The sequence below is a fragment of the Nocardia sp. NPDC055321 genome (assembly GCF_053645575.1).
Window position 1 is genome coordinate 277,260 of the sequence record NZ_JBSHMS010000009.1, and the last position, 18,143, is coordinate 295,402.

Below are 18,143 nucleotides of genomic sequence, written 5' to 3' on the forward strand. Positions count from 1 at the left end.
CGGTGTGCGAAGGGGTGATCAGGAACCGCCCGCGCAGCGCCCGCCGCGCAATTCGTCCAGGTGCTTGCCGACCAGCGTGGAGATCTTGGTCAGCATGGTGGTCCCCTCGTCGAAGGAGCCCGAATCGGGCTGTGCCGCAATCACCACCGCCAGCAGGCCGCCGTCCACGGGTATCAACCCGAACTGGCGGACCAGGTAGCTGCCGCCGGTGTCGGGACCCCAGCCGCCCTTGAACTCCGCCCCGGTGAGCGTGCCGAGTCCCCAGCGCTGCCCCGAGCTGATCTTGCCCATGAGCGAGGTCACCGCGTCCGCCTCGGGGAGGCAGGGCAGTCGCGCGGCGAAGGTGAGCTGATCGTCGACCGACCAATCGGCCTGCCCGAAAGCCGAATAGTCCTTGCGGGTGCGCGTGGCGGGCACCTCGGTGACCGAGTCACCGCCCTCGCGCAGCACCTCCTCGACATCGGCCGCGGCCGTCGCCCCCGAACCCAGGGCCTGCCACAGCGTGTCCGCCGCGGCGTTGTCCGAATAGGTGATGGCCGCGTTCGCCGAACTCGCCAGCCCGGCGTTCGCGCGCAGCGCGGCCAGCGACAGCGGCACCTTCATGGTCGACCAGGCCGGGCCGCTGCGCCAATCGCCCAGGGTGAGTGCGCGATCGCCGCCCACGGGCAGCAGCGCCAGCGCCACCTCGCCCTTCAGCGTCGGCTGCAGGTCGTTGATGAACTCCCAGGCCAGCGTGCCGGGCACCGTCACCAGCGGGGTGGCGGCCGCACCGGTCTTCGTGGTGGCCGTGGTGGTCGGCTCGGGCACCATGAGCGGGTCGCTGCCGCCGCATCCGGCCAGCACTCCCGCCAGCAGCGTCACCGCCGCGCACACGGCGCCGCGTGCGCTACGGCGGCGGCGTACGCCCTGTTCAGCGGATCGCGCATACGGTGCGGCCACCCCGATACCTCCAGTTCCGGGGAATCGGCGAGCCCGCGTTTTTCAGCGGACACGCCGATACCCGTCAATCGCAAGGATTGTGGTGGGTCGCGGCGGCGGGGTCAAATGCGGTGCGTATGGGCGCTTTTCGAACCCTACGGCTCGCAGAGTCCGCCGCGTAGTTCCGTAAGGTGTTCCCCGAGCAGCAATGCCATCCGGTCCATCATGTCGGTGGCGTCCTCGAAGGTGCCCGACGCGGGTTCGGCGGCGAGCGCCACCGCGACCGGACCGCCGAGGGTGGGGATCAGCCCGAACTGGCGCACGGTGTACATGCCGGTGTCGTCGTCGGGACCCCAGCCGCCCTTGAACTCCGCGCGGAACAGATGGCCCAGACCCCAACTCTGGCTGGGGGTTATCTCGCTCATCAGCGAGATGACCGAATTCGCCCGCGGCAGGCAGGGCAGTCGCGCCGCGAACCGCACCTGATCGGTCAGCGTCCAGTCGGTGGCGCCGAAGGAGAGCAGTTCGTCCGAGCCCACGGTGGCGAGCCGGGTGTGCCGCATGCCCACGTCGGTGTAGTCGTCCCCGGCCTCGTGCAGAATGGCCTGCACCGCGTCGGCGGCCTCGTCATCGGTGCCGAGCGAGTTCCAAAGCTGCTGCGCCGCATCGTTGTCGGAGTAGGTGATGGCGGCCTCGGCGACCTCGCGCAGATCGCGGTCCTTGCGCAGCGCGGCCAGCGCGAGCGGCACCTTGATGGTGGACCAGGCGATCCCGGACGACCAGTTGCCGAGCACGGTCATCTCGCCGCCGCCGACCGGCATCACGGCCAGTCCCATGCGACCGTCCAGCGCGGCCTGCAACTCCGCGAAATCCACCGCGAGGCTGACCGATTTCGGCAGATCGAACAGATCGGGCAGGTTCGGCGCGATCATCGACAGGTTCGAGGCGCCGGCCTCGGCGACCGGGAGCGCCTCGGCGGGGTTCGCGGGTTCGGCCGGGCCCGGGGTGCCCGCCTGCACGCCGCAGGCGGAGACCGCCAGCAGCGTCGCGACGGCAACACACCGCGCAAAGGCCTTGCGACAGGCCGGAATAGGGTCAGTAGACATACACCACCGCGTTCTCACCACCGATGCAGGTGACCAATTTCCCTGTCGCCGTGCAGTTCATCGTGTAGGCCCGATTGGTCACCGGGCTCACGGCCACAACACTACTTGCCGAACCCGGTCGTCCCGCAGTCGAGTCGGCATACACCCGGCGTACCTCTTCCGCGAAAGGGCAACTGGTAACGGTGGATCCGATGGCCGAGCCGGTGAAACCGTTGAGCACCGGGTACACCACCGGGCACGGCGTCGCGCCCGCCGGCAACTGCACCGCGGTGCTCGTCGGGGCGGTCGTGACGGTCGTTCTCGGTTGCGACTGCGGCGCGGTGTAGCCCGGTCCCACCGGCGCCGCTGTCGTCGGAGAGTCTTCGTTGCGGGCGCTGTCCAGGACTTGCCAGCCCACCGCACCGGCGATGGCCGCGACCGCGACAACCAGGACGCCGATCGCGGCCGGCACCGCCACCGACCTGCGGCGCGTCCGGTAGGCGGGCGGCGGGGCGGGGTCGTAGCGCGGATGATCGGAGGTCGGGTACAGCGACGGATCCGGCGTCGGGGCGTACGGGAAATCCTGCTGCGGTCCGTGCGCGTGCCCCCAGACCGGCGCCTGCGGCTGCGCGGGCCGGGCACTCTGCGGCAGCGGCTGGTAGTGGAAGTCGCTGACCCGCACCACGGTCGGATCGGACGGCACGATGACCGGCAGATCCGAGGTCGCGGGCGGCTCGCCCTGATCGGTGTAGGGCGGGAAGGCGCCCGTCGAGTACGGCCCGAAGGTGCCGGTATTGCGTTGCACCACCGTGGGATCCGAACTCGGCACCGGCAGCACCGAGGTGGGTTGCGCGGGGGGCGGCTGGTTCGGCGGCGGCACCGTGCGGCCGGGCTGCATCGGCGGTGGGGGCGGCGGGGCGACCGCGCCGCCGGCCAGCGCCATCCGGGCCGCGCGCGCGAACTCGCCCGCGGTCAGGAAGCGGTCGTTGGGATCCTTCGCCAGCGCCCGCGCGACCACCGTGTCCAGCGCGTCCGGGATGCCGCCGCGCTGCGCGCTCGGCCGCGGCGGCGGATCGGACAGGTGCGCCCGGATCAGCGCGCTCACATTGTGCGCGGGGAAAGGCTTGTTACCGGTGAGGCATTCGTGCAGCACGCACCCGAGGGAGTAGATGTCGGCGCGGCCGGTGACCGGGCCGGTGTCGAAACGCTCGGGCGCCATGTAGGCGTAGGAGCCGACGGCCGTGCCCGCCACGGTGATGGCCGTGTCGCCCTCGGTGCGGGCGATGCCGAAGTCCGCCAGGTAGGCGAAATCGGCCTCGGTCACCAGCACATTGGCGGGCTTGACATCACGGTGCACCAGGCCCGAGTAGTGCGCGGCGTCCAGCGCCGCGGCGACCTGCTCGACGAAACCCACCGCGCGCCAGGGCGGCAGCGGCCCGTTGTCGTCGAGCAGGCTGCGCAGATCCTGTCCGCGCACGAGCCGCATGTCGATGTACAGCACACCGTCGATCTCGCCCCAGTCGTGGATGGGAATGATGTGCGGTTCGGCCAGCCGGGCGGCGGCCTGCGATTCGCGGCGGAAACGTTCCTGGTAGGAGGGGTCTTTCGCGAGCTCCGCGGGTAGCAGCTTGAGGGCGACGACCCGATCCTTGGACGTGTCGTAGGCCTCGTAGACCTCTCCCATGCCGCCCCTGCCGAGCAACGAGCGCAACTCGTACGGCCCGAACCGGCCGCCCGCGCGCGAAGGCGGTGCATCCACCCCGTCAAACCTCCAACTCCCGGATCGGTCACGGCGAAGCGCCCGCGACCAACCCCTCAGGACCTGGATTCTCCTGGGGAAACCACACCGTGGTCAAACGCGAAGACGATCGCCGCGGCCCGGTCTCGTAACCCGAGCTTCCCGAATATGTGTCCTACGTGGCTTTTCACCGTCACCTCGGAGATACCCAGGTCGCGCGCGATCTCGCCGTTCAGCCGGCCGCGCCCGATCAGCTCGAGCACCTCGAGTTCGCGCACGGTGAGATCGGACAGGGACCGCTCGCTCGGGACCGGCGCCGGTCGCACCGAGCGGTAGGCGCTCAGCACCCGGGGGGTGACCGAGGGATCGAGCCAGGAACCGCCGCCGGCGACCGTGCGGGTCGCGCGGATCAGATCCTCGGCGGGGGAGTCCTTGAGCAGGAAGCCCGCGGCGCCCGCACGCAGTGCGCCCGAGAGCAATTGGTCGTCGTCGAAGGTGGTCAGCACCAGGACCGGCGGTGGATCCGGCCGCGTGCGCAAGGTCCGGGTGGCCTCGATACCGCCGATGCGCTTCATCCGCAGATCCATGAGCACCACGTCGGGCCGGTGCGTGGCGATCGCGGCGGGCACCTCGTCGCCGTCGGAGCATTCGCTGACCGCGAAACCGTCACGGCGGCGCAGGATTCGGCGCAGCCCACCGCGTACCAGCTCCTGATCGTCCACGACCAGAACGGCGATGAGCTCGTCGTCGGCTCGGTCGGTCACCGTTCCCCCTCGGCGTGTGTGGTCGGCAGCAGCTGTTCCGGTGCGGCCGTTGACTTCTCGGCATCGGCGCGGTTGCTCTCGGGCCCGGTGTCCTCGTCCGCGCGCTTGCGGGTCATGGACTGCAGCACCGTCCACAGCGAATCCTCGGCGACGGCGGCCATACACGCGAGCTGGCCGCTGGTCAGCGGTATGCGAGCGTGCACGTGCCAGCCGTCCGCCAGCGGTCCGGAGGTCAGGGTGCCCCCGAGCAGCGCCGCGCGCTGGCGCATTCCCGAGATGCCCATGCCGCGACCGGTCCGCGGCAGCGCACCCGCGGCCAGGGTGTTGCGCACCTCGACCGCGACCTCCTTGGCGCTGAGCACGATTCGCACCGTCGCCCGCGCACCGGGCGCGTGCTTGGCGATGTTGGACAGCGACTCCTGACTTATCCGGTACAGGGCCAGGCCGATTCCCGCGGACACCCGCGTGGTGTCGCCGCACAGCGAGTAGTCCACGTTCATGCCCGCGCGCACGAAGTCCTCGACCAGTTCGGGGATGTCCTCGAGCCCGGGTTCGGGGGTCTGCGAGGCGGGCCGCTGATCGAGCAGGCCCACCGTGCGCCGAATATCGGCCATGGCCTGCCGGCCCAGGCGCTCGGCGTCCGCCAGCGCGTCCACCGCCTCGTCCACGTCGCGATCGGTCTGCAGCGCGTGCCGGGCCGCGGTGACGTGCAACAGCGTGATGCTCAGCGAATGGGCGATGACGTCGTGCACCTCGCGGGCGATGCGCCTGCGTTCCTCGTCGGCGGCCTGCAGCGCGCGCACCTCCTGGTACTCGCGTTCCTGGTACAGGTAGCGGCGCTGATAGTTCATCATCTGCCCGGTCATCCAGCCGCACAGCACCGCGAAACCGTAGATCGGCAGGCCCAGGTCGACGTGCCCGATGGACTCGAAGAACATCAGTTGCGCGATCATCGTCAGCGCGACCGGGATGCTGACGATCATCGGGGCGATGGCGGCGACCTCGCCGGCCACGGCGATGAGGATGAACGGCGCCGCGTCGTTCTGCACCGGCTGGGCCAGGAACAACGCCACCGCGGTGAGGGTCATCGCGGTCAGCAGCAGCGGTTTGGGCATGACGTCGAAGAGCACGTGCAGCGGCCAGTGCGCCAGGGTCAGCAGCGCCGCGACGAAGGGCAGCACGCTGGGCAGATAGCCCTCCCCGATCCGCTGCCCGACCGCGATCAGCGCAATCGCGAGCACCACGAGGTCGATCAGGAACACGACCTGGCTGGGGTAGCCGAACCCGGTCCGCTCGACATTCACTCTGAACTGTTCGACCGGGTGACGGGCGAACAGCCGGATGCGCTGCCCGCACTCGCGCAGCGTGAGCCCCGTGCCGCCCAACGCGCGCCCGGCCGAGCCCACCTTGCGCCCGACCGCGCCCAGTGCGCGCCCGACCGAGGTGGGGGTGGCGCCTGTCACGTTCATTCTGCAAGGCTAATGGCCGCATTGGACGGCGTACATCGTTCGCGGGCAGGGGCCGGTCTCCTACCGGGGTAGGAGGCCAAGTCGGGTCCGCGGCACGACGACATCGCGACGACGTCTCCGTAGCGTCATGACCATCGCCACCGTGCTCGGATCCGGACGGATCCGCAGCGAGACGAAAGGCTGGGGGCCATGACCTGGGCAGACCTGCACGCTCGCACCGATATCCTGCACACCGTCCTGGACCGTGCGGCACGAAATCCCGCCGACCCGAACCTGTTTCACGCGCTGCCGGAGCTGGATCGGCTCTTCGGCGGCCCGGACGGCGTACTGCTCGCGCTGCGGCACCGATGGGAGAACCACCTCGGAGTGAAATTGGAAAGCGCACTGGCCGAAGGCAAGTCGGCGATCGAGGTCCACCGCGAACTCGCCGCCGAACAGCCCGCCCTGCGCGCGGTACTGGACACCTACGACACCGCCCAGCTCTACTTCCGGCCGCGCGTGCGCGCACTGGCCGGCTGATTCGCCAGAGGGAACACGAGGGGAACGACCATGCTGGAATTGACCGACGTCACCAAGGAATACCGGATCGGCGGGCAGAGTGTGCGCGCGCTGGACGGCATCAGCCTGCGCATCGAACCGGGGGAGTTCACCGCGATCATCGGTCCGTCGGGCTCGGGCAAGAGCACGCTGCTGCATCTGCTCGGGGCGCTCGATTCGCCGGGTTCGGGATCGATTCGGTTCCAGGGCAAGGAAATCGGTGATCTCGACGACGATCGGCAGTCCGAATTCCGGCGGCATCAGGTCGGTTTCATCTTCCAGTTCTTCAATCTCCTGCCCACGCTGACCGCGTGGGAGAACGTGGCCATCCCGAAGCTGCTGGACGGCACCGGATTACGCAAGGCCAAGCCGCGCGCGCTCGAACTGCTGGACCTGGTCGGACTGGGCGAGCGCGCCGAACACCGCCCGGCCGAACTCTCCGGCGGCCAGATGCAGCGCGTCGCGGTGGCCCGGGCGCTGATCATGGATCCGCCGCTCATCCTGGCCGACGAGCCCACCGGCAACCTGGACTCCAAGACCGGTGAGTCCATCCTGCAGCTGCTCGGCGACATCACCCGCCAGGGCAACTCGGTGGTCATGGTGACCCACGACATGGGCGCCGTGCGCTACTGCGACCGCGTGATCACCCTGCGGGACGGCAAGATCGGCGCCACCGAGCGGGTCCAGCGCACCGACGACGGCGAGGTGCGCACGGTGCCCGAGACCGGCGCCGCAGAGACCGACGGCGCGGGTGTGGTGCGCGCATGATCGGAGCGATGTGGGATCGCCTGCGGCTGTTCAATATCGGTGAACTGCTCGCACACCGCGGCCGCACCCTGCTGTCCATGGTGGTCATGGGCGTCTCGGCCGGCCTGCTGGTCGCGGTCTTCAGTATTTCCGGATCCATCACCGGATCGGTGGACAAACTCACCCGCAGCCTGGGCGGCAACGCCGTGCTGGAGATCACCGGCGTCACCGACGCGGGCTTCGATCAGGCACTGCTGCAACAGATTCGATCCACCCCCGGGGTCGGGACCGCGGTGCCCATGGTGCGCCAGGGGATCGGCTCGGGCGAGAGCCGCGCACTGCTGATCGGCGCGGACGCGAGCATCGCCCAGCTCGGCAACGATCTGGGCGGATCGCTCGACGCGCAGGCCGGCAAGCTGCTCACCGCCGCCAACGGTGTCCTGGTCGGCTCGGCCATGGGGCATCACGAGGGCGATCGGGTGCGATTCGGCGCCGTGGACGCCACCGTGGTCGGCGTCATCGACGCCGAGACCTCCGCGAAGGTCAACGGCGGGCACATCGTCATCGCCACGCTGCCCGTGGCGCAGAAGATCGCCGATCACACCGGCAAACTGGACTCGGTGCAGATCCTGGCCGCGCCCGGGGCCGACGTGGACGCCCTGCGCTCGGCGCTCACCGGGGTCGTCGCCGGTCGCGCCGTGGTCGCCGACCCGGATCTGCGCAGCGCGCAGGCGGGCGGTTCGGTGCAGCTGGTGCGTTACTCCACCCTCGCGTCCTCGGCGGCGGCGCTCATCGTCTCCGCGTTCCTGATCTACAACGCCATGAGTATGGCCGTGGCGCAACGCCGCCCGATGCTGTCGCTGCTGCGCGCCATCGGCGGCCGGCGCACGCCCATGGTGCTCGGCCTGCTGGTGGAGGCCGCGCTGCTGGGCCTGATCGGCGGTCTCGTCGGCTCGGTCGTCGGCATCTTCATGGGCCGCGTGTCCATCGGCAGGCTGCCCGCGGCGATCGTGCAATCGGTGGAATCGCGGACCGAGTACATGGTGCCCGGTTACGCCGTTCCGGTGGCCCTGGCCGCGTGCGTGCTGGCCAGTGTGGCGGCAGCCGCCATCGCCGCCCGCCAGGTGTACAAGGTCGCGCCCATCGAGGCGCTCGCCCCGGTCGGAACCTCCTCCGCCGACGCGGTCAAACCGCTGCTGCGCTGGGCCGCCCTGGCCGCGGGTCTGGCCGCGATCGTGGCGGGGGTCTTCATCGCCAACGCCGACATCGGCAGGCTGTCGCTGGCCGCCATCTCGACCTCCATCGCGGGCGCGGTGCTGGTGTGCTTCGCCGCCACCGGCCCGATCGTGCGCGTCATCGGCGCGGTGTCCCGGCTCTTCGGTGCACCGGGCGCGCTCGGGGCGACCACGGTCGAACGCGCGCCGCGCCGCGTGTGGGCGACCGCCATGACCGTCATGATCGGCGTCACCGCCGTGGTGGCCATGGGCAACGCCTCGCGCGACATGGTCGACGCGGCGGGCTCGACCTTCGAAGGACTCAGCCGCACCGACGTTTTCGTCAGCGCCACCGCCATGGAGCAGTTCCCGACCGGCCCGATCCTGCCCGCCGATCTCAAGGACAGGATCCGCGCCATCCCGGGCGTCGAGGACGCGGGCGCGGCGCAGATGGCCTTCGCCACGCTCGGCCGCGGCCGAGTCATGTTGCAGGGCTACGAGGGTGGCGTCGCTCGCAGCTCGGCCCTGGAGGGCACCACCGAGGCCGACCTGGCGCGCATGGCCCGGGGCGAGGGCGTGGTCATCTCCCGGGACGTGGCGCGGCAGCTGGACGTGGTCGTGGGCTCGACGCTGCAATTGCCCACGCCCACCGGCATTCACGACGTGACCGTGCTGCGGGTGGTCCCCTACTTCTCGGCCATCGCGGGCATCGTGGTGCTGGACCTGGACATCCTGCGGCAGTGGTACCAGCGATCGGGCGAGACCATCATCGGCGTCGACTTCGTGCCCGGCGCGGATCCCGACGTCGTGCTGGCCGCGGTGCGCGCGGCGGTCCCGGCCGAGTTCCAGGTCGAGACCGGTGCGAGCGCGCTGAACGCCATTTCCGGCAGCATCCGCCAGGGCAGCTCCATCAGCGCCGCCATTCTCTGGATCGTGGTGCTGGTGGCGACCGTCGCCCTGCTCAACACGCTGATGCTCTCGGTGCTAGAACGCCGCCGCGAACTGGGTGTGCTGCGGGCGATGGGCACCAGTCGCCGATTCCTGCTCCGCAGCGTGCTCGCGGAGGCAGCCGGAATCGGATTCGTCGGCGCCGCACTGGGTTTGGTCGTCGGCTCCGGCGTGCACTACCTGGCGACCGTCGCGCTCGGCAACGCCATCTCCATCGACATCGGCTACCGGCCCAGCCCGTTGCTGCTGATCTACGCGGTGGTCGCGCTGGCCCTGGCGCTGCTGGGGTCGATTCCACCGGCCGTGCGAGCGGCGCGCCTGCCCATCGTGGAGGCGATCGCGCTGGACTGAGAGGGGCACCGCTCGGCGCATGCGGGGGCGTATCGGCCGGGTCGGCGATACGTCCCCGCCGGCATTCGGCAACCCGGGCGATTCACCGCCGGCATGGCTCGGGCGGCGGCGCGAGACCCGCCGGGCGCAGCGCCGTTGGCTATTCGTCGCCGAGCACACGGCCGGTGGCGGCGGCGCGGGCCGATCTCGGCAGCGTTCGCCGGCGACCTGCGGCGACCGAGATTCGGACACGGCGTCGGTAGGGTGGCGCGTATGCGGAGTGGGCGACTGATCACGATGGCGCTGTTCGCGGTTGCCGCGATGGTGGCGGGTTGCGGGCAGGATTCCGAACCGAGTTCACCGACCGAGGGCGAGTGGCACGGGGGCATCCAGACCCCCGGTGCGCCACTCGACATCGGGGTGACCTTCACCTCGGACGGGGCCACCATCGACATCCCGGTGCAGGGCTTGGCCGCCGCGCCGCTGAAGGATGTGCGGTCCGAGCCGGAGGACGTGCACTGGGCCATCGCGGACGTCCCGGGTGATCCGAAGTTCAAGGGACGCTTCGACTCCGCGAGCGACACGATCATCGGTGACTTCACCCAGGCCGGCCAGAGCTTCGCGCTCACCCTCGAACGCGGTCGGGTCGCGCCGATCGCGCGGCCGCAGGAGCCGAAGCCGCCGTACCCCTATCGGTCCGAGGATGTGAGCTATCGCAACGGCGAGGTGACCATCGCGGGCACGCTCACCACCCCCGAGGGCACGGGACCGTTCCCGGCGGTGCTGCTGATCAGCGGCAGCGGACCGCAGGACCGTAACGAAGAACTCATGGGGCACAAGCCCTTCCTGCTGCTCGCGGACACCCTCACCCGCGCGGGATACGCGGTGCTGCGCGCGGACGACCGCGGGGTCGGCGGCACCGGCGGCAAGCTCGACGACGCGACCTACGACGATCTGACCGCCGATGTCGCGGCGGGCGTGGGCTTCCTGCGCGCTCGCTCCGACATCGACCGTGACCGCGTCGGACTGCTCGGGCACAGCGAGGGCGGCTACCTCGCGCCCAAGACCGCCGCCCGCCCGGACAGCGGCGTCGCGTTCGTCATCTCCATGGCCGGTCCCGGCGTCTCCGGTCGCGATGTGCTGATCGAGCAGAACAGGGTGATCCTCACCGCGGGCGGGGCGACGCCCGAGGAGGTCGACGCCCAGGTGCGGTACGTCACCGAGTGGACCGAGGTGCTCGCACACGGCGATCTCGCCGGGGCCAAGCAGGTTCAGGTGCGGCACAACGAGTCCGTGCCCGCCGAACAGCGGCAGTCCGAGGCCGCCCTGGACGCGGTGAACACGAAGTACATGGCGTCGTTCCTGGGCTATGACCCCGCCCCGGACCTGTCGGCGCTGCGTATCCCGGTCTTCGCGTTCTTCGGCGACAAGGACGTGCAGGTCCCGCCCGCGCAGAGCGCCGAGCCCATGCGGGCGCTGCTGGCAGGCACCGACTCGACCGTGAAGGTCTACCCGGGGCTCAACCACCTCATGCAGCCCGCGCCCACCGGGCAGGTCGCCGAGTACGTCACCATCGAGACGACCGTCGCGCCCGAGGTACTGACCGACGTGACCGCCTGGCTGACCCAGCGGTTCCCGCCCAAGAAGTAGGAGCAGCCGCTCTCGCGGGTCGCCGAGCGATTCGCGTCGGGATTCGACCGTCCGGAACCCATGTCGCGCCGCATACCCCGTGACGTGCCGGGATGCCCGCGGTCCGCTCCTGACCCGGCCATCGTCGGGGCCGTGGCGGTTCATACGGCACGCGACTCATAGGATGGTCCTCATGAGTGCAGCCACGGTCGAGTTGATGGATTACGCCGACGTCATCACCCGCTACGAGCCGGTGCTGGGCATGGAGGTCCACGTCGAACTGGGCACCGCGACCAAGATGTTCTGCGGCTGCCCGACCGAGTTCGGCGCCGCGCCCAACACCCAGGTGTGCCCGGTCTGCCTGGGCCTGCCCGGGTCGCTGCCGGTGGTGAACGAGAAGGCGGTCGAATCCGCGATTCGCATCGGCCTGGCGCTGAACTGCTCCATCACCCCGTGGGGCCGGTTCGCCCGCAAGAACTACTTCTACCCGGACCAGCCGAAGAACTACCAGATCAGCCAGTACGACGAGCCCATCGCGACCGACGGCTACCTCGACGTGGTGCTCGACGACGGCGAGATCTTCCGCGTCGAGATCGAGCGCGCGCACATGGAGGAGGACACCGGCAAGTCCACCCACATGGGCGGCGCGACCGGGCGCATCCACGGCGCCTCGCACTCGCTGCTGGACTACAACCGCGCCGGGGTGCCGCTCATCGAGATCGTCACCAAGACCATCGAGGGCGCGGGCGAACGCGCACCCGAGGTGGCCCGCGCGTACGTGACCGCGCTACGCGAGGTCCTCAAGTCGCTGAACGTCTCCGACGTCAAGATGGAGCAGGGCTCGCTGCGCTGCGACGCCAACGTCTCGCTGATGCCGGTGGGCGCCAAGGAATTCGGCACCCGCACCGAGACCAAGAACGTGAACTCGCTCAAGAGCGTCGAGGTCGCGGTGCGCTACGAGATGCGCCGCCAGGCCGCCGTGCTCGCCGCGGGCGGCACGATCACCATGGAGACCAGGCACTTCCACGAGGGCGACGGCTCCACCTCGGCCGGGCGGCCCAAGGAATCCGCCGAGGACTACCGCTACTTCCCCGAGCCGGACCTCGAGCCGGTCGCGCCGGACGCAGCCTGGGTCGAGGAACTGCGCGGCACCATCCCCGAGTACCCGTGGCTGCGCCGCGCGCGGATCCAGGCCGACTGGGGCCTGTCCGACGAGGTGTTCCGCGACCTGGTCAACGCCGACGCGCTCGACCTGATCATCGCGACGGTGGACGCCGGGGCCTCGGTGGACGCCGCCCGCTCCTGGTGGGTCGCCTACCTGACCGAGAAGGCCAAGGGGCTCGAGGTCGCGCTCGACGAGCTGCCCATCACCCCGAAGCAGGTCGCCGAGGTGGCCGCGCTGGTCGAGGCCAAGACCATCAACAACAAGACCGCCAAGCAGGTCGTCGACTTCGTCCTGGCCGGCGAGGGCGAGCCCGCCGCGATCATCGAGGCCAAGGGCCTGGGCATGGTCAGCGACGACTCGGCCCTCGAGGCCGAGGTGCAGAAGGCCCTGGCCGCGAACCCCGACATCGCCGAGAAGATCAAGTCCGGCAAGGTCGCCGCGGCGGGCAAGGTCGTGGGCGACGTCATGAAGGCCACCCGCGGCCAGGCCGACGCGGCCCGCGTGCGCGAACTGGTCCTCGCCGCCTGCGGCGTGTCGTAACCCGAATCCCGCATCCGCTCGAGCGGTCTCACGAATTCGCCTGCGGCGCACGACCCATCCGGTCGTGCGCCGCAGCCGTTTGCGGATATCGGTCACCGCCCGAGCGATGTCGACCTCGGCGAACCCCGAGTCGCCGCCGGCGAGCTGTGCCGGAACCGCGACCTACCCTCCCGCGCGGTGTCTGCGGTGCGTCGTGTTCCCGGCGAGTTGTGCACCGGGTGGGCCGTGTTCGGTCGGCCTGTGGCCGCAAAGAACTGTGGCGCACAGCGATCGCTGTGCGCCACACGGTGTTCGGATGCCGGTTAGTCCGGTCCGCTCCCGCTGCCCGACGACGGCGGCGGGATCCGCACGACGCGATCGTCGTACTGGTTCGGCTGCCCGTCGGTCTTGTTCACGGTCGAGACCCAGATCGTCCCGTCGCCGCCCATGGCCGCGCCGTCCAGGCGGCCGTACTTGTCCTGGGCGTACAGCGACGGGGCCGCGGTCACCGCGTGCGTTTCCTTGTCGGCCTGCGCGATCGCCAGGGCCTTCTGATTGGTGAGGGAGATCGCCACCCCGTCCGAGGCCGCCGCGCACCCGGCCACGCCGGGCCGATCGGGCCAGCTCCACGCCACCGACGCGGTGCCGTCCCCGGCGACGCGCTGCAGCCGGTCCTCGGTGGCGGTGCGGTCGGTGACCCAGATCGAATCGGCGTGATCGGAGCACACGCCACCGGCGGTCCCGATGCCGGCGAGCATGACCTGCGCCGACGCGCCGGGCGCGGGGCCGGTGACGCTCAACAGCTTTCCGGCCAGTGAGCCGTTGTCGGCGGCGGCGCCGGGATTGCCGGTGTCACCGGTCAGCACCAGCATCTTGTCGCCGGAATGGAAGTCGATCGAGCCGCGATTGCCGGTGGCGCCCTTGGGGATTCCGGTGAGAATCGGCTTGGCCTCACCGCCCTCGAGCGACACGCGCACCACGCGGTTGTCGCTGCCGGTGGTGGTGTAGGCGTAGATGAGCCCGTCCTCGCCGAAGCTGGGGGACAGGGTCAGGGAGGTCAGGCCGCCGTCGCCGGCGGGATCCACCGGCACCTTGGCAACCTCGACCGGCGCGGGCGGCTCACCCTCGTCGGTGGCGACCACCTTGAGGATGCGGCCGGTGAGTCGCTCACCCACCAGCGCGCTCACCCCGTCGGGCAGCGACACCAGCCCGCCGGTGGTGTCCAGGCACGAAACCACCACGGCCGGATCGGGATCCACACACGGCAGATCGGGGCGCTTGGTCGAGGAGGAAGGCGCCTTGGGATCCTTGGTGCCCAGATCCGCGTCCTGCCAGGCGGGCTCGGTCGTGAAGGGGCTCGAGGCGCTGTCGTCGAAGCGGGCGCAGCCGGACAGCAGTACGGCACCGAGGGTCACGACGAGCGCGACTTTCCGCGCGCCCACCCCGACACGGCCGCCAGCAACCAAACTCATGCTCCAGACGTTACGGAAAACCCGGCGCGGATGCGCGGACGGGGGTGGGCCATTCTTCGCAGGCCCGACGAACTGGACGGTGGACACGCCCGCGACTGTCGTGTGCGGAGCGCTTCGGACGCATACTCTGACCCGCGTGACAGAGAAGCCTAACGAGCCGTCCACCGGTGCGCCGGGCGGCGAAACGCCCGCGGCCGCACCTCGGCCGGTAGGTGCACCGGTCAGCAGTCCCTACGATTCGCCGACCGAGCAGTTCACCACCTCCGGTTCGCTACCCGCCTTCACCAAGGACCAGCCCGCCAAGGACCTCCCGCGCACCGACGAGGATCTCGGCCTGGATCCGGAGGTGCCGATCTACTCCGCGGTCAAGGAGGAGAGCACCGCCGGTTCGGGCGTGTCGGGCGCGGGCGACGCCACCGCGACGCCCGACGCCACCGCTCCCACCTACGCGTTCGCCAGCATCCCGCCCGCCCCGCCCGGACCGGGCGAGTCGAACGGCAGGCTCCGGCGGCGCGGCGACGATCGGCGCGGCACCCTCGACCTCGGACTCCTGCTGCTGCGCTTGATGATCGGCGGCACCTTCATCTACCACGGCCTGCAGAAGCTGACCGGCTGGTTCAACGGCCCCGGCCTCGAAGGCACCCGCGACATGATGGAGAGCGGCGGCTGGAAGCATCCGGACATCGCCGCGAGCCTGCTGATGGTCGGCGAGCTCGGCGGCGGCATCCTGATCGTGCTGGGCCTGGCCACCCCCCTGGCCGCCGGCGCGGTGCTGGCGGTGATCCTCGACGCCTGGATGTGGAAACAGGGCATGATCCCCGGCTTCCAGTACAACGCGGGCACCCAGTCCGGCGTGGAGATCGACTCGATCCTGGCCGGCGCGGCCGCCGCCCTGATCCTGACCGGACCCGGCCGCCTCTCCCTCGACCGCAACCGCGGCTGGGCGACCCGCCCCTTCCTCGGCTCCCTGGCGGCCCTGGTGGCCGCGATCGCCGCCGCGGTCGCGACCTACATCTACCTCCACGGCGGCAATCCCCTGACCGGCATCGGCCCCTTCAACTGACCCGAAACATCGAAACGGCCCGGGGATCCGACAGATCCCCGGGCCGTTTCATGTCCTGCGACGGCTCCGCGTGGCTGATTGTCGGCGCGGGTATCGCGCTCGAGCGAGGGTTCACAGGGTTCGGGGGAAATTCCCGCGAGCGTCCTACTCCGTCGGGTGGCAGGTCCCGAGGGGGTACGCGGGGGAAGCCCCCGCGAACCTTCTTTCATCCCATGGGGGTCAGCGGGGGCTTGCCCCCGCGAAACCTCCTCACCACTGAGTGGCGTTGAACCGCTCCCATTCCTGGAACGTCTCCTGGTGCAGCCGCAGCACCTCACCCGACTTCGAGTCGATCTCCGCGTTCAGCATCGCGCGATGCTGACTGATCCGCGCCGCGTCGGCGGGGGCGGCGAACAGCTCGGCGTTGTCGAGCTCGCGCGCCTCGGCGGCGAGTTCCTCCGCCTCGGCGAGCAACTCGCGCGCGCGGGTGTTGCGCCGATCGGAGCGCTCCAACATGGCCGAGTACTCGGCCAGCATCGTGTCGGCCTTGCCGACGTATTCGATTGTCATCTCAGCTCTTTCTACGGCACGTGCCGCACGGCGCCCTTGTCGGCGGAGGTGGCGAGCGCGGCGTAGGCGCGCAGGGCGGTGGTCACCGGGCGCTCCCGGTTCACCGGCTGCCACGGACGCTCGGAGGCTTCCATCTTCGCGCGGCGCTCGGCCAGCACGGCGTCGTCGACCAGCAGTTCCAGTGCGCGGGTGTGCACGTCGATCCGGATCCGGTCACCGTTCTCGATCAGGCCGATCGCGCCGCCGCCAGCTGCCTCGGGCGACATGTGCCCGATCGACAGACCCGAGGTGCCGCCGGAGAACCGGCCGTCGGTGATGAGCGCGCAGACCTTGCCCAGACCCATGCCCTTGAGGAACGAGGTGGGGTGCAGCATCTCCTGCATACCCGGACCGCCCTTGGGGCCCTCGTAGCGGACCACGACCACGTCGCCGGGCTGAATCTTCTTGCCCAGGATCAGCGAAACGGCCTCCTCCTGGGATTCGACCACCACGGCCGGACCCTCGAAGGTGAACAGTTCCTCGTCGATGCCCGCGGTCTTGAGGATCGCGCCGTCGAGCGCGATGTTGCCGCGCAGTACGCAGAGCCCACCCTCGACCGTGTAGGCGTTGGCGATATCGCGGATGCAGCCGCCGACCGCGTCGGTGTCCAGCGAGGACCAGCGGTTGTCGGTGGAGAACGGCTCGGTGGTGCGCACGCCGCCCGGCGCGGCGTGGAAGAGCTCGATGGCCTCGTCGGAAGCCTTGCCGGAGCGGATATCCCACTCGTCCAGCCACTCGTCGAACGAGGCGGTGTGCACCGTGCTGACGTCGGTCTCGAGCAGGCCGCCGCGGCGCAATTCGCCGAGCAGGGCCGGGATTCCGCCGGCGCGGTGCACATCCTCCATGTGGTAATCGGAGTTGGGCGAGACCTTGGACAGGCACGGCACCCGGCGCGAGATCGCGTCGATGTCGGACAGATCGAAGGCGATCTCGCCCTCCTGCGCCGCGGCCAGGGTGTGCAGCACCGTGTTGGTGGAGCCGCCCATGGCCACGTCCAGGGCCATCGCGTTGCGGAAAGCCTTGACGTTGGCGATGTTTCGCGGCAGCACCGAGGCGTCGTCGTCGCGGTACCAGCGGTTGGCCGCCTCCACGATGACCCGGCCGGCCCGCTCGAACAGCGCCCGGCGCGCGGAGTGCGTGGCGAGGGTGGAGCCGTTGCCCGGCAGCGCCAGGCCCAGGGCCTCGGTGAGGCAGTTCATGGAGTTGGCGGTGAACATGCCCGAGCACGAGCCACAGGTCGGGCACGCGCTGCGCTCGACCTCGCTCAGGCCCTCCTCGGACACGGCCTGCGAGGCGCTGGCGGAGATGGCGGTGATGAGGTCGGTCGGGGCGTGCGCCACACCGTCCACCACGACGGCCTTACCGGCCTCCATCGGACCGCCCGAGACGAACACGGCCGGGATGTTCAGCCGCATCGCGGCGTTCAGCATGCCGGGAGTGATCTTGTCGCAGTTGGAGATGCAGACCAGGGCGTCGGCGGTGTGCGCGTTGGCCATGTACTCGACCGAGTCGGCGATGATCTCGCGCGAGGGCAGCGAGTACAGCATGCCGCCGTGACCCATCGCGATGCCGTCGTCGACCGCGATGGTGTGGAACTCGCGCGGTACGCCGCCCGCCGCCCGGACCGCCTCGGCCACGATCTCGCCGACGTCCTTCAGATGCACGTGGCCGGGGACGAACTGGGTGTACGAGTTCGCGATGGCGACGATCGGCTTACCGAAGTCGGAGTCGGTCAGGCCCGTCGCGCGCCATAGCGAGCGAGCGCCCGCGGCGTTGCGTCCGACGGTGGTGGTTCGTGAGCGAAGCGGTGGCATGAGTTTCGGGTCCTCGGATTTCTCGTCGCAGGGGGCTGTTCGGCGACTGCGCCGCATAGGTCGGCGGGGTGCACAACGTTACTCCCGCGCCCGGTAATCCCCGTCAGCGGCCGAAACCTCGCACCCCCGGCACGCGGCGGGTG

14 protein-coding genes are annotated in these 18,143 nt (G+C 70.3%); 6 read left to right on the top strand and 8 right to left on the bottom strand.

Annotation, left to right across the window (positions count from 1 at the left end):
• Positions 1-18: 18 nt before the first annotated feature.
• The 5 genes from ACWIGI_RS17230 to ACWIGI_RS17250 form a co-directional block, all read right to left on the bottom strand.
• Positions 19-939, bottom strand: coding sequence for a hypothetical protein (locus ACWIGI_RS17230; RefSeq protein ID WP_454203369.1), 921 nt, complete (start codon positions 937-939; stop codon positions 19-21).
• A gap of 134 nt (positions 940-1,073) precedes the next feature.
• On the bottom strand, positions 1,074-2,024 hold the full coding sequence (locus ACWIGI_RS17235; RefSeq protein WP_454203370.1) for a hypothetical protein: 951 nt from the start codon (positions 2,022-2,024) through the stop codon (positions 1,074-1,076).
• A complete protein-coding gene (locus ACWIGI_RS17240) occupies positions 2,014-3,762 on the bottom strand; it encodes a protein kinase domain-containing protein (protein WP_454203371.1) in 1,749 nt (582 codons plus the stop codon). The genes ACWIGI_RS17235 and ACWIGI_RS17240 overlap by 11 nt, the downstream gene beginning before the upstream one ends.
• A gap of 56 nt (positions 3,763-3,818) precedes the next feature.
• Positions 3,819-4,505: a response regulator gene (locus ACWIGI_RS17245; protein WP_454203372.1), complete on the bottom strand. Its 687-nt coding sequence runs from the start codon at positions 4,503-4,505 to the stop codon at positions 3,819-3,821.
• A complete protein-coding gene (locus ACWIGI_RS17250) occupies positions 4,502-5,974 on the bottom strand; it encodes a sensor histidine kinase (protein WP_454203373.1) in 1,473 nt (490 codons plus the stop codon). The genes ACWIGI_RS17245 and ACWIGI_RS17250 overlap by 4 nt, the downstream gene beginning before the upstream one ends.
• A gap of 189 nt (positions 5,975-6,163) precedes the next feature.
• Between ACWIGI_RS17250 and ACWIGI_RS17255 the strand changes: the two genes are divergently transcribed.
• The 5 genes from ACWIGI_RS17255 to gatB all read left to right on the top strand — a co-directional run bounded on the left by ACWIGI_RS17255 (position 6,164) and on the right by gatB (position 13,084).
• The gene (locus tag ACWIGI_RS17255; protein WP_454203374.1) at positions 6,164-6,493 is read left to right on the top strand and encodes a hypothetical protein; all 330 of its coding nucleotides are present in this window, start codon (positions 6,164-6,166) and stop codon (positions 6,491-6,493) included.
• A 30-nt stretch (positions 6,494-6,523) separates the two neighbouring features.
• Positions 6,524-7,279 (top strand): ABC transporter ATP-binding protein, encoded by a 756-nt coding sequence (locus tag ACWIGI_RS17260; protein WP_454203375.1) that lies wholly within the window; start codon positions 6,524-6,526, stop codon positions 7,277-7,279.
• Positions 7,276-9,771 carry an FtsX-like permease family protein gene (locus tag ACWIGI_RS17265; RefSeq protein ID WP_454203376.1) on the top strand — a complete coding sequence of 832 codons (2,496 nt, stop codon included), beginning with the start codon at positions 7,276-7,278 and terminating at the stop codon, positions 9,769-9,771. Before ACWIGI_RS17260 ends, ACWIGI_RS17265 begins: the two co-directional genes overlap by 4 nt.
• 252 nt (positions 9,772-10,023) lie before the next feature.
• A complete protein-coding gene (locus ACWIGI_RS17270) occupies positions 10,024-11,400 on the top strand; it encodes an alpha/beta hydrolase family protein (RefSeq protein WP_454203377.1) in 1,377 nt (458 codons plus the stop codon).
• 172 nt (positions 11,401-11,572) lie between these two features.
• Positions 11,573-13,084: an Asp-tRNA(Asn)/Glu-tRNA(Gln) amidotransferase subunit GatB gene (gene gatB / locus ACWIGI_RS17275; protein ID WP_454203378.1), complete on the top strand. Its 1,512-nt coding sequence runs from the start codon at positions 11,573-11,575 to the stop codon at positions 13,082-13,084.
• 302 nt (positions 13,085-13,386) lie between these two features.
• On the opposite strand, the gene ACWIGI_RS17280 is transcribed toward gatB, so the two are convergent.
• Complete coding sequence (locus ACWIGI_RS17280) at positions 13,387-14,535, bottom strand: PQQ-dependent sugar dehydrogenase (RefSeq protein WP_454203379.1); 1,149 nt, start codon at positions 14,533-14,535, stop codon at positions 13,387-13,389.
• Between the two features lie 136 nt (positions 14,536-14,671).
• On the opposite strand from ACWIGI_RS17280, the gene ACWIGI_RS17285 reads away from it, so the two are divergent.
• Positions 14,672-15,598, top strand: a complete 927-nt coding sequence (locus tag ACWIGI_RS17285) for a DoxX family membrane protein (RefSeq protein WP_454203380.1) — start codon at positions 14,672-14,674, stop codon at positions 15,596-15,598.
• A 249-nt stretch (positions 15,599-15,847) separates the two neighbouring features.
• Here ACWIGI_RS17285 and ACWIGI_RS17290 read toward each other — a convergent pair whose 3' ends face one another.
• Positions 15,848-16,147 (bottom strand): hypothetical protein, encoded by a 300-nt coding sequence (locus ACWIGI_RS17290; RefSeq protein ID WP_454203381.1) that lies wholly within the window; start codon positions 16,145-16,147, stop codon positions 15,848-15,850.
• Positions 16,148-16,158: 11 nt separating this feature from the next.
• Positions 16,159-18,000, bottom strand: coding sequence for a dihydroxy-acid dehydratase (gene ilvD, locus ACWIGI_RS17295; protein WP_454203382.1), 1,842 nt, complete (start codon positions 17,998-18,000; stop codon positions 16,159-16,161).
• Positions 18,001-18,143 lie beyond the last annotated feature (143 nt).

Bases quoted from the DNA above. Each gene is read 5' to 3' on its own strand.
- ACWIGI_RS17235 (WP_454203370.1), bottom strand. From the start codon at position 2,024: ATGTCTACTGACCCTATTCCGGCCTGTCGCAAGGCCTTTGCGCGGTGT.
- ACWIGI_RS17250 (WP_454203373.1), bottom strand. From the start codon at position 5,974: ATGAACGTGACAGGCGCCACCCCCACCTCGGTCGGGCGCGCACTGGGC.
- ACWIGI_RS17255 (WP_454203374.1), top strand. From the start codon at position 6,164: ATGACCTGGGCAGACCTGCACGCTCGCACCGATATCCTGCACACCGTC.
- ACWIGI_RS17260 (WP_454203375.1), top strand. From the start codon at position 6,524: ATGCTGGAATTGACCGACGTCACCAAGGAATACCGGATCGGCGGGCAG.
- ACWIGI_RS17265 (WP_454203376.1), top strand. From the start codon at position 7,276: ATGATCGGAGCGATGTGGGATCGCCTGCGGCTGTTCAATATCGGTGAA.
- ACWIGI_RS17270 (WP_454203377.1), top strand. From the start codon at position 10,024: ATGCGGAGTGGGCGACTGATCACGATGGCGCTGTTCGCGGTTGCCGCG.
- gatB (WP_454203378.1), top strand. From the start codon at position 11,573: ATGAGTGCAGCCACGGTCGAGTTGATGGATTACGCCGACGTCATCACC.
- ACWIGI_RS17280 (WP_454203379.1), bottom strand. From the start codon at position 14,535: ATGAGTTTGGTTGCTGGCGGCCGTGTCGGGGTGGGCGCGCGGAAAGTC.
- ACWIGI_RS17290 (WP_454203381.1), bottom strand. From the start codon at position 16,147: ATGACAATCGAATACGTCGGCAAGGCCGACACGATGCTGGCCGAGTAC.
- ilvD (WP_454203382.1), bottom strand. From the start codon at position 18,000: ATGCCACCGCTTCGCTCACGAACCACCACCGTCGGACGCAACGCCGCG.